This window comes from Halorubrum sp. SS7, assembly GCF_005435055.1.
In the GTDB taxonomy this organism is placed as follows: domain Archaea; phylum Halobacteriota; class Halobacteria; order Halobacteriales; family Haloferacaceae; genus Halorubrum; species Halorubrum salinarum.
Genome location: NZ_SGXV01000018.1, coordinates 1 through 14,676 on the forward strand (window position 1 = coordinate 1; position 14,676 = coordinate 14,676).

Below are 14,676 nucleotides of genomic sequence, written 5' to 3' on the forward strand. Positions count from 1 at the left end.
GGTATCGCGCCCGTCGGTGAACGCATGCGTCGTTGCGGGGACGTGCCGTTGCCGCCGCTCGAACTGCCGCCACCCGGACCGCCCTCGCTCCCGGACCCGGTGCCGGAGCCGGCCGAGGGACCGCTCGACGCGTTGCCGGAGCCGCCGTCGGTCGCGTTCCCGGACCCGCCGGGGCCCGAGCCGGTCGCGTTCCCCGAGTCCGGCGGGCCGGCTGACCCGTCACCGGGACCGCCGACCGATCCGTTCCCGGAGCCCGCGCCCGGCGCTCCGATCGAACCGTTCCCGGATCCCGCTCCCGGTGGCCCCATCGAGCCGTTCCCGGATCCCGCTCCCGGTGGCCCCATCGAGCCGTTTCCCGAGGTCCCGCCCGGGGCGTCGGCACCGGGCGGACCGGCGTCGCCCGGCGGGCCGCGTTCGGTGCCGTTCGCCGGCGGGCCGCGCCGCCCGGGCGCCACCGGCCCGCCGACGCCCTCGCCGGCCACGCCGCGGGCGATGGCGGCGACCTCGGGGCCGCTGAGCTCGCTCGCGCGCTCGCGCAGCGCCGTCAGTCGCTCGCCGTCGACGCCCGCCTCGCTGCGGACGGCGGCCGGGAGCTCGGCGGCCGCGCTCGCGCTCCGGTTCAGCCCGCGAGAGAGCGTCTCGATCCGCGCGGTCGTCGTCGCCATTCGCGCGGCGTACTCCCCCTGACTCAACTCGCCGGCCGCGCGGCGCTCGCGCAGCTCCTCCTGTCGCTGCTCCAGTTCCGCGAGGCGCTCCTCGGTCCGGTTCAGGCGCTCCGCAACGACGGCGGCGCGGCTCTCGTTGCTCGCCGCCTCGCGGAGCCCGACCTCGAAGGCCCGCGACTCGACCTCGCCCTCGATCTCGGCGCCCTGCACGCCGACGACGCCGGCGAGCTGCTCGCCGGGACTCAGGTCGACCGTCGCGTTCTCGGCGCCGGAGTCCGCACCGCTCCCGTTCGGCGCGTCGGTCTGTGCGGTCACCGCTCCCGCCGGCGCGGCGGCGGCGGCCCCCGCGATCACCGCGGCGGCGACGGCCGCGACGACGAGGCCGGCAATCCATCGGTTCATCACCTGCGCGTACGCACTCCGTCCCTATATACCCGGAACTCCGTTAAGTCGGATCAACGCGGATTAATCGCACGACGTGAGGGGGTCAGTTCGATCCCGGAGGAACGTCGCGTCGCCGAGGGGTCACTCCCACAGGGGACGCGCGGTCCGGGTCACCGCCACCGCGCGAACCCGGTAGCGCAGGCGGCGCCGGCACCGCCGCGGCTCAGTACGTCTTCGCGAAGTAGGCGGTCCGCTCGGCGTCGGCGTCGCACATCGCGCACGTCTCGTCGTGCCCCCCGTCGGCGAGGGGGTCGTCGTCCTCGAACGGAACCATCACGATCTCGGCGGCCATGGGCTCCTTGATCGGCTCCTCGCAGGCCTCGTCGCCGCACCACGGGGCCTTCACGTAGCCGCCGTGCTGGCCGAGCGTGCCGAGGATGTCGGCGCGGTCGTCGGCCTCGCGCACGCCGTCGTCGAGGGTCTCTTCGGCGGTCGCGTACAGCTTGGCGTATATCTCGTCGAACTGCTCGCGGACCGTCTCGGCGACCCCGTCGCGGTCCACCTCGACGCTCTCGCCGTCGGGCCGGTGGACCAGGGTGAGCTCCTCGTCGTCGACCTCGTGGGGGCCGATCTCGATCCGGAGCGGGATCCCGTTCAGCTCGTGTTCGTTGAACTTGAACCCGGGGTTGCGCTCGTCGCGGTCGTCGAGCTCGACCCGGATCCCCGCGTCGTCGAGGTCGTCGGCCACGCCCTCCGCGTACGCCAGCACGTCGTCTTTCGTGTCCTCTTGCCAGATGGGGACGACGACGACCTGCGTGGGGGCGACGGTGTGGGGGAGGACGAGCCCCTGCTCGTCGGAGTGGGTCATGATCAGCGCGCCCAGCGCGCGCCACGAGAGCCCCCACGAGGTGGTGTGGGCGGTGCGCTCCTCCTCGTCCTCGTCCGAGTAGGTGATGTCGAACGCCTCCGCGAACGACTGGCCGAGGTGGTGAGAGGTGCCGGCCTGGACCGACTTCCCGTCGGGCATCAGCGCCTCGACGGTCGTCGTCGTGTCGGCGCCGGGGAACTTGTCGTGGTCCGGCTTCTGTCCCTTCAGGACCGGCAGCGCGAGCAGGTCCTCGTAGACGGACTCGTACTGGTCGAGCCGCGTCATCGTCTCGTCCCACGCGTCCTCGCGGGTCGCGTGCGCGGTGTGGCCCTCCTGCCAGAGGAACTCCTTCGTGCGGAAGAACGGCTTCGTCTCGGTCGCCTCCCACCGCACGACCGAGCACCACTGGTTCACGCGCAGCGGGAGGTCGCGGTGGCTCCGGACCCACTGGCTGATGTACGGCGTGATGATCGACTCGGAGGTGGGGCGGACCGCCAGCCGCTCTTCGAGCTCCTTGTTGCCGGCCTCGTCGACCCACGCCACCTCGGGGTCGAACCCCTCGACGATGTCCTTCTCGCGTTCGAGGTACGACTCGGGGATGAACAGCGGGAAGTAGGCGTTCTGGACGCCGGTGTCCTTGAACTTCGCGTCGAGGAAGCCCTGGAGGCGCTCCCAGACGGCGTACGCCCGCGGGCGGGTGACGATGAACCCGCTCATCCCCTCGGGGCCGTAGTCCGCGAGCCCCGCCTTCCGTACGACCTCGGCGTACCACTCGCCGGTGTTGTGCGTCTTGGACTCGGTGATACCGAGCTCCTGGTCGTCGTCGCTCATTACTCTCGAAAGCGGGTGTCGCGGGCTTAAAAGGTCCGAACCCGACCGCCGTCGCCCGTCCGCGGGGTACGTCGGTACGGAGCCCCTTCGGCCCGGCGCGTCGCCAAATTCGGCTAAACTCGGGACGACGGTCGGCGGGGTACTTGGTCGCCCCGCCCCTCCCGCGAACACGATGTACCCGACGAAGCGGACCGTCCTGCTCGCGGCGATGATCGTCGTGCTGTCGGCGCTCGTGGCGACGCTCGTCCGTCAGATACCGGCGATCTGAGCCGGGGTCGGCGCGTCGCCCCGACCTCCGCGCGATACGTTCCCGTCCGACGCGGTCGGAATTCGCGGAAACGTTAACCGCGTCGCGTCGCCTACCTCGTCCATGGACCTGTCGGGGCTGCGTCGACACGCGCCGCAGTCGCTCGCCGGACGCCGGGAGGCGGCCGTGCTGGCGCCGGTGATCGCGCGGGACGGCGACGCCCACCTCCTCTTCACCAAGCGCGCCGCGCACCTCGGCGAGCACCCCGGGCAGATGAGCTTCCCCGGGGGCGGCCGCGAGCCGATCGACCGGACGCTGACCGACACCGCGCTGCGCGAGGCCGACGAGGAGGTCGGCATGCGACCGACGGAGGTCGACGTCGTCGGGCGCCTCGACGACACCCGCACGTCGAGCAAGTACGCGGTCCGCCCGTTCGTCGGCGTCGCCCCCGACCGCGAGTACGTCCCGGACGAGTCGGAGGTCGCCGAGGTGGCGGTCCTCCCGGTCGACGCGCTCACAGACCCGGCGAACTACGAGTCGGAGCGCCGGGTCGGCCACCCGGAGTACGGCGATCACCGCGTCCACTTCTTCCACGTCGGCGGCTACACCGTCTGGGGCGTGACCGGCCGCATGGTCGTCCAACTCCTCGAACGGACGACCGACTGGCGCGCGCCCGCGGAGCCGGACCGGGTCGTCGGCGCGGACGCGGAACTCCCGATCTGAGCGGTTTCGGCCCCGAATGACCAGCTTTACTACGACGAAGGACGCTTCACCGGTATGTCCGACCTCGTCGAGAGCCTCCGCGCGGTCGACGGCGCGGAGGCCCGGGTGATAGCCCACCTCGGGTCCCTCGATTTCACCATCGAGTACGTCCGGGACGACCTCGCGTCCCTGTACTCGGACCAGGATCTGGAGTCCGCCTACCGGCTGATAATGGCGAATCAGGTCTCCAGCGACGATTTCAAGCAGCTGATCGACGAGTCGATCGAGGCCCAGACGCTGTTCTTCGAGAACGTCGTCGTGTTCGTGTTCCCCTCGGCCCGCTACGAGGCCGTCTTCGCCTCCTTCGACCGGACCGAGCCGTTCCCCGTCCTCGACATCATCGACGCCGCCGATCGGTCCTGACCGCTCGCGGCGCCCGACTCGGAGCGGCCGCTCACGCCGGCTCGACCGCCAGCCGCAGCGCCGCGGGCGCGCCGTCGGCGAGCGCGGCGACCAGGTCGCGGTCGAGGTCGGCCGCGGCGCCGTCGCCGTCGACGAGGACCGTCCGCTCGTCGTCGGTGTAGTCGCTCGTGCGTCCGACCATGGAACGCTCGTCGAGCAGGGCGAGCCCGGGGTCGCCGCGGCCGACGACCCGGTCGACGTGAGCGGGGTCCGAGAGGTCGACCGCCTCGGCGCCCGGCTCCCCGGCCGCGACGGTGGCCGTGATCGTCGCGTCCGCGTCCCGGCAGGCCTCGCGGAACTCGGCCGAGAAGTCCCGCGGGGCCCGGTCCGCCTCGACGCCGACGATACAGTCGCCCGCCGGCGTGAGCCAGTCGTCGGTCGTGAACTCGAACGTGCTCGCGTGCTCGGCGGTGACGTGCTCGTGGCCGACCGCGCGCACGACCTCGACGTACGGGTCGTCGGCGCCCGCGTCGGCGTCGCCCGCGACGGGGTCGCTCCGGGCGTCTGCGTCGCTCATGTCCGTCGGTCGGCGGCGGCGCGACAAGTGCGCGTCGCTTCGGCGGCGCGGATCGATCCGCGGGCGGCGGGGGCGCTCCGGGTCACACGTCGGCGCCCTCGGCGAGCGCGGGGACGAGGCGGGCGGGGTTCTTCGCCAGCACGCGCCGCATCAGGTCCTCGGAGACGTCGAGCGTGAGCACCTCCATCACGCCGACGTTCGGGTGGACGTCCGGCGCGCCGGAGCCGAAGAGGACGCGGTCGGGGTGTTCCAAGACGCCGCGTTCGAGCACCTCGCGGTACCGGACCGCGCTCGTGTCGACGTGGAGCCGGTCGTACTCGTCGAGCAGGTCGAGCGTCTCGTTCATCAGGTCGGCGTCCAGCGGGTACCCGCCGAAGCTACCCAGCACGACCGGGAGGTCGTAGCCGAGCAGTTCCGTCTCGACCGCCTCAGGCGGGAACTCCCGGCCCGCGTGGACGAACAGGGGGAGGTCGGCGTCCTCGAGGCGGGTCAGCACGTCCTCGTTGGGGAGGCCGTCGACGTGGGGCGCCAGCGTGAACCCGTGGAAGCGGTCGTCGTAGGAGTACTGCTCGACGTCGTCGGGGCGGGTGTGGTGGTCGTCGCGCTCGGCCCGCAGGTTCCGGACGGCCGACACCGGGCCGGTCCCGGGGTCGCGGGGGCCGTTGAGGCGGGCGAACGCGACGAACGGGCGGTCGATGGAGAGGCGGGCGACGGCGTTGTTCGCGCGGAGGTAGCTCCGCCCGGCGGCGCGTTGCCCGGGGCTCGCGACCGCGCGGACGATCCCGGCCTGGAGCATCTCGCGTTCCAGGCGCTCCGGCGAGATGTCGCGCCCGTGGGTGGCGACCGACGACTCGTCGGGGTCGAGGGTCGCGCGGGTGTCGACGATCCGGAAGTCGTGTTCGAGCCCGAGCATGCCGCTCTCTACCGGCCCGTCTCGGGCGACCCGCATGTGCCTGTCGGTCGCACGGCGGAGACCGCCCCCGCGCCCCGACCGAGACGGCGACGCACACCGGACGAACGCTGAAGTGACCGTCCGCCGTCGCGGATCGACATGGAACTCGTGGCAGCCGACGAGGACGACCTCGACGCGCTCGTCGAGCGATGGTACGACCTCGCGACGGCGATGGAGTCGCACTCGACGCTGAACGAAATCGTCTATCCGGACGCGGAGGCGGTCCCCGACGACGGGTTCCGCGCGCACCTCGACGACCCCTCCGTGACCGATTACCTCGTGGTCGTCGACGGCGAGACGGTCGGGTTCGTCACCCTCGAAGCGGGCGAGCGCCCCTCCCGGGAGCGGGGGCGGTACCTCGACGTGGTGAACCTCGAAATCGACCCGGGCCGCCGGAACGAGGGGCACGGCAGCGCGGTCCTCGAACGGGTGGAGGCGATGGCCCGCGAGGAGGATCGCGACTACCTCACCGTCTCCTGCGAGTGGGGCAACGACGGCGCGCGGCGGTTCTACCGCGACGCGGGCTTCGAGCCCAAGCAGGTGACGTACGCGCGCTCGCTGGAGTGATCAGCGGGCGGCGCCCACCACCGGCGACGCCCCCGGCCGATGACGCTCGCTCCCCAGGGGGCCGCTACGGCCCGGCCGTCGAGACGATCTTGACCACGTCGCCCTCGGTCAGCTCGTGGCCCTCGCCGATCCGGCGCGAGGCGCGCGCGTCCACCGCGTGGAGGTACCCCTCACCGATGTCGGAGTGGACCGCGTACGCGAGGTCGCGCGGAGTCGAGCCCGCGGGCAGCAGGAAGGCGTCGGGGAGGACGTTGCCCGTCCCGTCCGTCCACTTGCCGGCGTCCTGGACCGGGTAGGCGGTGATCCGGTCGAGCAGGTCGTAGACGGCCGCGTTCAGCGCGGTCTGGACCCCCGTCCCGCCGTGGGCCGCCATCGACTCGCGGAGCGCGTCGAGGCCGGCGCGCTGGTCGTCGGAGACCTCGCCGGTGATGGCGAACTCCTCGTCGCCCGGGTCGTAGTCGACGATCCCGGCCTCCGCGGCGCGGCGCAGGGCGAGTTCGCCGTCGGCGGTCGCCGGGATCACGGGCTTGTCGGTCCCCTCGCGGATGCGCTCGACAGCGCCGTCGGGCGCCGCGTCGACCTTGTTCGCGACGACGACGATTGGCTTGGTGCGGCGGCGGACCGCCCGCGCGAGCGCCTCGCGGTCCCCGTCGGTCCACGCCTTCGGGTCGTCGGGGTACTCCAGCCCGCGCAGGACCGCGGTCACGTCGCGCTCGGTCGCGCCGAACCCGGTGAGCATGTCCGACAGCGCCGCTTCGAGGTCGAAGTCCGGCGCGCGGGACTGCCGCTCGACGCCCTCCCAGTTGCGGTCGACGATGCCGGCGAGCCACAGGTCCATCTCCTCCTCGATGAAGTCCACGTCGTCGAGGGGGTCGCGGCTCCCGACCTCCACCGGGTCGCCCTCGGCGTTCGTGGCGCCGGAGGCGTCGACGACGTTCAACACCACGTCCGCGTTCGTCAGCTCGTCGAGGAACTGGTTGCCGAGCCCCTTCCCCTCGTGGGCGCCGGGAACGAGGCCGGCGACGTCGAGGAGCTCGATCGGGACGTACCGCTTCCCGTCGCGGCAGTTCTCCGCCCCGCAGCGCTCCTCGCGGTCGAGGCAGGGGCACTCGGTGCGGACGTAGGTCACGCCTCGGTTCGGGTCGACGGTCGTGAACGGGTAGTTCGCGACGTCGACGTCGGCCATCGTGGCGGCGGTGTAGAAGGTGGACTTGCCGGCGTTCGGCTTGCCCGCGAGCGCGACCGTGAGCATACCCGAGGGTCGCGGCCCCGCGAAAAGCGCCTTTCGGTCGGGCGGGGCGAGCGCGCGGGGCTACTTCCGCGCGACGATCCGGAGCACGTCCTCGTCGGCCAGTTCGTGCCCCTTCCCGACCTGCTGGTCGTCGTGTTTCGCGCTCTCGCCGGTCACGCGCGCGAACTTGAACCGCTCGTCGAACTCGCCGCCGAGCTTCTCGCAGGCGTCGCCGACGGTGTCGCCCTCGAACAGGATGAGCGGCTCCTCGTAGTCGACGCCGCGGCCCGGCTTGTCCATGTAGATCCGAATGACCCCCAGCTCCTCCCAGAGGCGCTCCTTCAGCCCGTCGAGGCCGAGCCCCTCCTGCGCGGAGATGAACACCACGTCGTCGGGGTCGAGGTCGCGCTCGCGCAGCTCCTCTTTCACGGTCGGGAGGTAGCTCTTGTCGATGAGGTCCGCCTTGTTGACCGAGACCATCGAGGGGAGGTACTCGCGGTTGTCCATCACGGCGTCGACCAGCTCGTCGATGGTGAGGTCGTGGGGGATCGTCACCTTCGCGTTGACGTAGCCGTACTCGCGGAGGACCTGCTTGACCGTCTCCTCGTCGAGGCTCACCTCGTCGCTCATCGTCACGCCGAGCCCGTCCTTGTGCGTCTTCCGGATGTTGATGTTCGGGGGCTCGGTGTCGAGGCGGATGTTCGTGTTGTACAGCTCCTCGCGGAGCCGGTCGTACTGCTCGATCTCGAAGACCGAGAGCATGAACACGACGAGGTCCGCGGTCCGGACCACCGAGAGCACCTCCTTCCCGCCGCCGCGGCCGCCCGCGGCGCCCTCGATCAGGCCCGGCACGTCGAGGATCTGGATGTTCGCGCCGCGGTACTGCAGCATGCCGGGGTTGACGTCGAGGGTCGTGAACTCGTAGGAGCCGACCTCGCTGTCGGCGTTCGTGAGGGCGTTGATGAGGGTGGACTTGCCGACGCTCGGGAACCCGACCAGGGCGACGGTGGCGTCGCCGTGCTTCTCGACCGCGTAGCCGTGGCCGCCGCCGGCGGAGGACTGGTTCTCCAGCTTCTCCTTTTTCTCCGCGAGCTTCGCCTTCAGCCGCCCGATGTGGGCCTCCGTGGCCTTGTTGTAGGGCGTGTTGGCGATCTCCTCGCGGAGGTCTTCGATCTCCTCCTCCAGTCCCATTACCCGTTCCTCGGCCGGTCGGCTCGTTAAAGGTGTTCCTTCGGGTCGCCGGCCCGCGATGGGGGATCGGATCGACCGCCAGCCCCGCGCGAGCCGGCCGTTCGCCGCCGCCGCAAGTGGTTGGGCCGCCGATACTTCGACACGGTTATATCGGAGACGAATAACCCTCTCACACGCCGAATGCCAGATCCGTCGAGCCTTCGCGACAGTACGCAGATCGTCCTCCCGCGCCGCGCGCTCGACGGGCACCGGGAGTGTCTCGAATCCCGCTTCACCGTCACCGTCGTGGAGGGCTCCGACCAGTACCGGATCATCGGGAGCCCGGTCGAGATCAAGGCCGCCAGCAACTACCTCGCGCGCAACGGCGTCGCGGTCGCGTGAGTCGCCCGGCGGTCGCTCGCGGATTCCCGTGAGCGACGGTCCCCCGCCGCGACTCTTTGACCGCCGCGCATGCTTCGACCACCCCGCCGGCTGCGAGTTTCGGATCCCCACGCCGGCTGCTGGGGTCCAAACCCTATTGCGTTCCATCCCCCAACGGCGACCGTGACGGACACCAACCGCGAGTGGCTTCTCGCCGAGCGGCCGACCGGCGAGCCCGACCAGGACAGCTTCGAACTGCGCGAGACCGAGGTTCCTGACCCCGACCCCGGCGAGCTCCTCGTCCGCGTTCGGTACCTCTCCGTCGACCCGTACATGCGCGGCCGGATGCGCGACGCCGAGTCGTACGCCGAGCCGTGGGACGTGGGCGACGCGCTCAAGGGCGGCGTCGTCGGCGAAGTGGTCGAAACGGAGAGTGAGGCGTACGACGCGGGCGACCTCGTGACCGGCGAGGGGCGCTGGGCCGACTACGCGACGCTCGACGCCGACGACGTCGCGCCGGTCGACCCGACCGTCGCCGCCCCCGAGGCGTACCTCGGCGTCCTCGGGATGCCCGGCCGGACCGCCTACTTCGGCCTCCTCGACGTGGCCGAGCCGAAGCCCGGCGACACGGTCGTCGTCTCCGGCGCGGCCGGCGCCGTCGGCTCCGTCGTCGGCCAGATCGCGAAGCTGAACGGGTGTCGGGTGGTCGGCTTCGCCGGCAGCGACGAGAAGACCGACTGGCTCACCGACGACCTCGGCTTCGACGCCGCGATCAACTACAAGACGACGGACGACTACCGGGCCGCGCTCGACGAGGCGGCGCCGGACGGCGTCGACGTGTACTTCGACAACGTCGGCGGCCCGATCACGGACGCCGTGTTCACGAAGCTGAACCTCGACGCGCGCGTCGCGGTCTGCGGTCAGATCGCCCACTACAACGACGAGACGGTCCCGACCGGCCCACGGAAGCTCCCGCAGCTCATCTCCGTGCGCGCGAAGGTCCAGGGCCTGCTCGTCGGGGACTTCGCGACCCGGTTCGGCGAGGCGAGCGAGCGCCTCGCGGGGTGGGTCGCGAGCGGCGACCTCGAACACCGCGAGACGGTCGTGGAGGGCCTGGAGAACGCGCCCGACGCCTTCCTCGGCCTGTTCTCCGGCGACAACATCGGGAAGCAGGTGGTGCGGGTGTCGGCGGCGGAGCAGTAGCCGCGGCCCGCTCGACCGCGTTACGCGGGAGGCTGCGGGCCGGCACCGCGGCGGTCGTCACCGCTGCGAGGGAACCGTCGGCAGGGCTATACGACGCTGAGATGTATCGGCGCGTATGGAATTACGCCGCTGGGCCGCGGTCGCGCTCGTCGGGGCCGTCGTCGTCGTCGCCGCCGCGTACGCGGTCTTCGCGGGCGTCCTGATCGGGTCCGACGTGGCGTCGTACTCCTCGGACGGCGTCACCGTGTCGGACCTCGCGTACGAAGACGCCTTGGACCGAGCCGACGCGGCCGGGTACGCGGTCGAGCGCGTCGGATCGAGCGGTTTCCACCCGCCGGGGATCGACGAGCTCGACGCCGACCTCGGCCCGGAGTACGAGGCGTTCAGGGTCACGTTCGACCGCTCGGAGGCGACGCGGCTGTGGGCCACCTTCTACGCCGACGAGGGCGTCACCGTCGTGACCGTCTTCGCGGACGGCAACCGCGGCGCGTTCACCGTCGACGACCTCCCGCCGGAGGAGTGGCTCGTCGATCGGTTCACGACGCTGTTCGAGATGGACGAGGCGACCGCGGCGGGGTACGTCGAGGACCTGCGAGCGGACGTCCGTGACGCCGATCCCGACGAGCCCGGGGCGGGCGCCCCGGGGATCCGGATCGAGGAACCGGTCGCGTTCCGCGCGACGTACGACGATCTGACCGCTCGCGCGACGACAGTCACCGAGCGTTCTGTCCCGGGCTCCGGTCAGCACACTCGCGAGTACTACGCGGGCGAAGCGCGACTGGGAGCGATCGACTTCGTCCTCTCTCGGGCGACCGTCACGCACGAGGTCGACGGGGACATCTACCGCGTCCACCTCGATTACCACGGCGGGATCGAGGTCGACGCGCAGACGCGCGCCTCCCGGTCCTTCGAGGAAGCCGACGTTCGCGCGACCTTCCGACGGATGTTCGAGGAGATGGGGATCCCGCCGGAGACGGCCGACCACCTACGGCTGGAGTACCGGGGCAGCGTGTGGTGAACGGGAAGGGGTCTCTTCGTTCGATGCGTGTGAGTGAGGGTTCGACCCCTCAGTACGGATTACACCGACCGCGACGTTGCTCGCGGCGCAAAACGTAGACTCGCGGGGGTCCCGCGAGCGAACGCAGTGAGCGAGTGGGACCACGCGAGGGAACGACTAAGCGAACGAAGTGAGCGCAGGAGTGGACTCGCGGGGATTTGAACCCCGGGCCTTCCCCGTGCCAGGGGGATGATCTACCACTGATCTACGAGCCCGCGAACGCATCCGTTCGTTCCCCGCTGGATATATTAAGGCCTTCGACTCGCCGACGCGAGGCGGGCCGCCCCGGAGCGGGTCAAATCCGGTCGGAGTCGACGTACACGTCGAGATCCACGTCCCGCCTCGACCCCTCCAAGTCCTGAACGGCGCGTTCGACGACCTGCTCGGCCTCGTCTCGGATCAGCGGGACCGCCTTCTTCAACACCCAGTCGAACGAGACCAGCCGCGGGAGATCGAGCGCGTCCGAACTGGCGGAGCCCGGGTCGAACTCGACTTCGAGCGCGACCTCGCAGGGGGCGTCGCCGGTCCGGTCGGCGTCGCCGGTCCGGTCGGTGTCGTCGCTCGCGTCGTCGCTCGCCGCGGGCGTCACCCGCCAGCAGCCGCCGGCGTCGATGTCCTTCGTGATCTCCCAGTCGATGCGGGCGGGCGGGTCGACGCCGGTCACCTCCGAGCGGGCGGTGTAGGATATCTTCCACCACGCGAACGTGAGCGCGTACCGGGTCCCGGGCCCGCCGTCGCCGGTGACGGTGCGGACCTCGCGGAGGTACTCCGAGTAGTTCGCGTACTGCGGGAAGTCCAGCAGGAACTCGTACACCTCCTCGGGGTCGGCGTACACCTCCGTTCGCACGACGAGTTCGTCCACGTACTCGGGTTCGCGCGGCGCTTATTAAACGGTCCGGCGACAGTGCTTGGTCGGCCTTTCCGTGACAGTCGCTGTCGGATCTCCGGACGCTGATATACAAGTAGCCGACGAGAGATCGGCCGTGACCGCCTCCAAAGCCCCAGTCGCGAGGACTCGATGCGCTCGCTGCGGTCCTCGGTCGCTACGCTCCCTGCGGTCCTTGCGTCGCGCGTCGTCGTCCTCGCGACTGCCCCTTTGGGTCCCACCCAACAGCGACCGCACCGCGCCTCACACCTCCCCAGCCTCGTCGGTGGTCCTCCGCTTCGCTCCGGACCACCGACTCCCTCGCGCGCGCTCCTCGCGGCCGCCGTCGGCGGCCACTCGAAGGCGCGCGCCACCGCACGTGATCGGTGTCTTATACGTGAACGACGAGTGAAGGACCGCGATCAGCCGAACCCGGAACGGGCCGCCGAAGCCGCCGGATACATGGGGGTCGCGGCGCTCGTACGCCCATGGCTGCCGACGAGCGCAACGCCTTCGAAGTGTACCGCGACCGGGTGGATCGACCCCTCGGACGGCTGTTCCGCGAGTACGGGGCCTCCGAGGCCCACTGGCTCGTGGTCGGGATGGTCGCCAACATCGTCGCCCGGGTGGCGGGGCTGATCCCGCCGGTCGTCCTCGGCGTCGCGATCGACGCCGTCTTCACCGGCACCGGTCCCTACACGCTCCCGATCGTGCCGGACGCGTGGCTCCCCACCGAGGACGGCGCGCAGTTCCGCCTCTCCGTGCTGCTCATCTTCGGGTCGTTCATCGTGACGGGCGTGTTCACGTACGTCTACGGCATCGCGGCGAACAACTTCGCGCACCGCGTGATGCACGCGGTCCGCACCGACTCCTTCGACCAGATGCAGCGACTCGACATGACCTTCTTCGACGACAAACAGACCGGCGAGGTCATGTCCGTCCTCAACAACGACGCCTCGAACCTGGAGGTCTTCTTAGACAACGCCCTCCAGAACTCCGCCCGCCTCGGCGTGATGCTCGTCGGGATCGCGACCGTCCTCGTCTACTACAATTACGAGCTGGCGGTCGTCACCCTCGCCGCGATCCCGCTGATGTTCCTCTTCACGCTCTGGTTCATGCGCGCGGTTGAGCCGCGGTACACCGCCCAGCGGTCGGTCGTCGGCGACCTCAACACCGCCCTGGAAAACGCGCTGTCGGGCGTCGAACTGGTGAAGACCTCCAACACGGAGGCCCACGAGAGCGAGCGCGTGGAGGACGCCTCGTTCTCGTACTTCCAGCGGACGATGTCGATCCTCCGGCTCAACTACGTCTACCGCCCCGGGATGGAACTGCTCGCCGGGCTCGCCTTCGCCGCCACCTTCGCGGTCGGCGGCTACTGGCTCGCGAACGGCCCGCCGGGCCCGTTCTCCACCGAGCTGACCGTCGGGACGTTCGTCACCTTTGTCCTCCTCACGCAGCAGTTCGTCGCCCCGCTCGCCGAGGTCTCGAACATCATCGACCAGTACGAGAACGCGAAGGCCTCCTGCGAGCGCGTGTTCGGCCTGCGCGACATCCCGGTCCGCATCGAGGACGCCGACGACGCGGTCGAGCTCGGCGGCGAGGGCCGGAGCGACGACGGGGCTCGAAACGATGGCGGCGTGACGCCGGCCGGCGACCCCGACCACGGTGGCGTCGCGGGCGCGGTCGAGTACGGCGACGTCTCCTTCGCGTACCCCGAGAACGCCCTCGTCGACCCCGAGGACGCCGAGGAGGAGGTCCTCCGCGGCGTCTCGTTCGCCGCCGAGCCGGGCGACACCGTCGCCCTCGTCGGCCCGACCGGCGCCGGGAAGTCGACGCTGCTCAAGCTCCTCCTCCGGCTGTACGACGTGACCGACGGAGCCATCCGCGTCGACGGCCACGACGTGCGCGACGTGACCGTCGAGAGCCTCCGCTCGTCGGTCGGCTACGTCGCGCAGGACACCACGCTGTTCGACGGCACCATCGCCGAGAACATCCGCTACGGGCGGTTCACGCGGATCGATGAGGCGGGCGCCGAGGGCCTCGACGAGGACGAGGTCCGCGAGCGCGTGGTCGAGGCCGCGAAGGCCGCGGAGGCCCACGAGTTCATCTCGTCGCTGCCGAACGGCTACGAGACGCGGATCGGCGAGCGCGGCGTGAAGCTCTCGGGGGGACAGCGCCAGCGCCTCGCCATCGCCCGGGTCGTCCTCCAGGACCCCGCGATACTCATCCTCGACGAGGCGACCTCGGCCGTCGACACCGAGACCGAGATGCTGATCCAGCGCTCGCTCGACCGCCTCGCCGCCGACCGCACCACCTTCGTCATCGCGCACCGCCTCTCGACGGTCACCGACGCCGACACCGCCTTAGTGTTGGAGGACGGCGAGGTCGTCGAGCGCGGCACCCACGACGAACTGCTCGCCGCGGACGGGCTCTACGCGAAGCTCTGGGGCGTCCAGGCCGGCGAGATAGACGAGCTTCCGGAGGAGTTCGTCGAGCGCGCCCGCGAGCGCCACGTCGACCGCGCGGTCGAGCGGGCGACCGAGAGCGAGGTCGACTCGGAGACCTTAGAGTAGC

14 protein-coding genes and 1 tRNA gene are annotated in these 14,676 nt (G+C 70.9%); 7 read left to right on the plus strand and 8 right to left on the minus strand.

The window, feature by feature from the left end; genetic code table 11:
- A partial coding sequence (locus tag EXE44_RS13905) for a hypothetical protein (protein ID WP_137717647.1) occupies positions 1-1,067 on the minus strand: 1,067 nt, incomplete at its 3' end.
- A 205-nt stretch (positions 1,068-1,272) separates the two neighbouring features.
- On the minus strand, positions 1,273-2,748 hold the full coding sequence (gene proS, locus EXE44_RS13910; RefSeq protein WP_137717648.1) for a proline--tRNA ligase: 1,476 nt from the start codon (positions 2,746-2,748) through the stop codon (positions 1,273-1,275).
- A gap of 370 nt (positions 2,749-3,118) precedes the next feature.
- On the opposite strand from proS, the gene EXE44_RS13915 reads away from it, so the two are divergent.
- Both EXE44_RS13915 and EXE44_RS13920 read left to right on the plus strand, forming a co-directional pair.
- Complete coding sequence (locus EXE44_RS13915; protein WP_137717649.1) at positions 3,119-3,718, plus strand: CoA pyrophosphatase; 600 nt, start codon at positions 3,119-3,121, stop codon at positions 3,716-3,718.
- 54 nt (positions 3,719-3,772) lie between these two features.
- Entirely contained in the window at positions 3,773-4,120 is a 348-nt protein-coding gene (locus EXE44_RS13920) for a hypothetical protein (RefSeq protein ID WP_137717650.1), read from the plus strand.
- A gap of 31 nt (positions 4,121-4,151) precedes the next feature.
- Here EXE44_RS13920 and EXE44_RS13925 read toward each other — a convergent pair whose 3' ends face one another.
- On the minus strand, positions 4,152-4,676 hold the full coding sequence (locus tag EXE44_RS13925; protein ID WP_137717651.1) for a DUF371 domain-containing protein: 525 nt from the start codon (positions 4,674-4,676) through the stop codon (positions 4,152-4,154).
- 82 nt (positions 4,677-4,758) lie between these two features.
- Entirely contained in the window at positions 4,759-5,589 is an 831-nt protein-coding gene (locus EXE44_RS13930; protein ID WP_121561935.1) for an amidohydrolase family protein, read from the minus strand.
- A gap of 138 nt (positions 5,590-5,727) precedes the next feature.
- Here EXE44_RS13930 and EXE44_RS13935 point away from each other — a divergent pair, with 138 nt between their 5' ends.
- Positions 5,728-6,195, plus strand: coding sequence for a GNAT family N-acetyltransferase (locus EXE44_RS13935; protein WP_137717652.1), 468 nt, complete (start codon positions 5,728-5,730; stop codon positions 6,193-6,195).
- Positions 6,196-6,259: 64 nt separating this feature from the next.
- Here the strand turns inward: EXE44_RS13935 and EXE44_RS13940 are convergent, their stop codons facing one another.
- Both EXE44_RS13940 and EXE44_RS13945 read right to left on the minus strand, forming a co-directional pair.
- A complete protein-coding gene (locus tag EXE44_RS13940; RefSeq protein WP_137717653.1) occupies positions 6,260-7,447 on the minus strand; it encodes a redox-regulated ATPase YchF in 1,188 nt (395 codons plus the stop codon).
- 60 nt (positions 7,448-7,507) lie between these two features.
- Complete coding sequence (locus tag EXE44_RS13945; protein ID WP_053772350.1) at positions 7,508-8,617, minus strand: GTP-binding protein; 1,110 nt, start codon at positions 8,615-8,617, stop codon at positions 7,508-7,510.
- 180 nt (positions 8,618-8,797) lie between these two features.
- Here EXE44_RS13945 and EXE44_RS13950 point away from each other — a divergent pair, with 180 nt between their 5' ends.
- The 3 genes from EXE44_RS13950 (at position 8,798) to EXE44_RS13960 (ending at position 11,198) form a co-directional block, all read left to right on the plus strand.
- Complete coding sequence (locus tag EXE44_RS13950; protein WP_053772351.1) at positions 8,798-8,998, plus strand: hypothetical protein; 201 nt, start codon at positions 8,798-8,800, stop codon at positions 8,996-8,998.
- 162 nt (positions 8,999-9,160) lie between these two features.
- Complete coding sequence (locus tag EXE44_RS13955) at positions 9,161-10,180, plus strand: NADP-dependent oxidoreductase (RefSeq protein ID WP_137717654.1); 1,020 nt, start codon at positions 9,161-9,163, stop codon at positions 10,178-10,180.
- A 115-nt stretch (positions 10,181-10,295) separates the two neighbouring features.
- Positions 10,296-11,198, plus strand: a complete 903-nt coding sequence (locus tag EXE44_RS13960) for a hypothetical protein (RefSeq protein WP_137717655.1) — start codon at positions 10,296-10,298, stop codon at positions 11,196-11,198.
- Positions 11,199-11,380: 182 nt separating this feature from the next.
- On the opposite strand, the gene EXE44_RS13965 is transcribed toward EXE44_RS13960, so the two are convergent.
- Both EXE44_RS13965 and EXE44_RS13970 read right to left on the minus strand, forming a co-directional pair.
- Positions 11,381-11,452: transfer RNA gene (locus EXE44_RS13965), tRNA-Ala, on the minus strand.
- 80 nt (positions 11,453-11,532) lie between these two features.
- Positions 11,533-12,099 carry an SRPBCC family protein gene (locus tag EXE44_RS13970; protein ID WP_137717656.1) on the minus strand — a complete coding sequence of 189 codons (567 nt, stop codon included), beginning with the start codon at positions 12,097-12,099 and terminating at the stop codon, positions 11,533-11,535.
- Between the two features lie 491 nt (positions 12,100-12,590).
- On the opposite strand from EXE44_RS13970, the gene EXE44_RS13975 reads away from it, so the two are divergent.
- Complete coding sequence (locus EXE44_RS13975; RefSeq protein WP_137717657.1) at positions 12,591-14,675, plus strand: ABC transporter ATP-binding protein; 2,085 nt, start codon at positions 12,591-12,593, stop codon at positions 14,673-14,675.
- The last annotated feature ends 1 nt before the right edge of the window (position 14,676 follow it).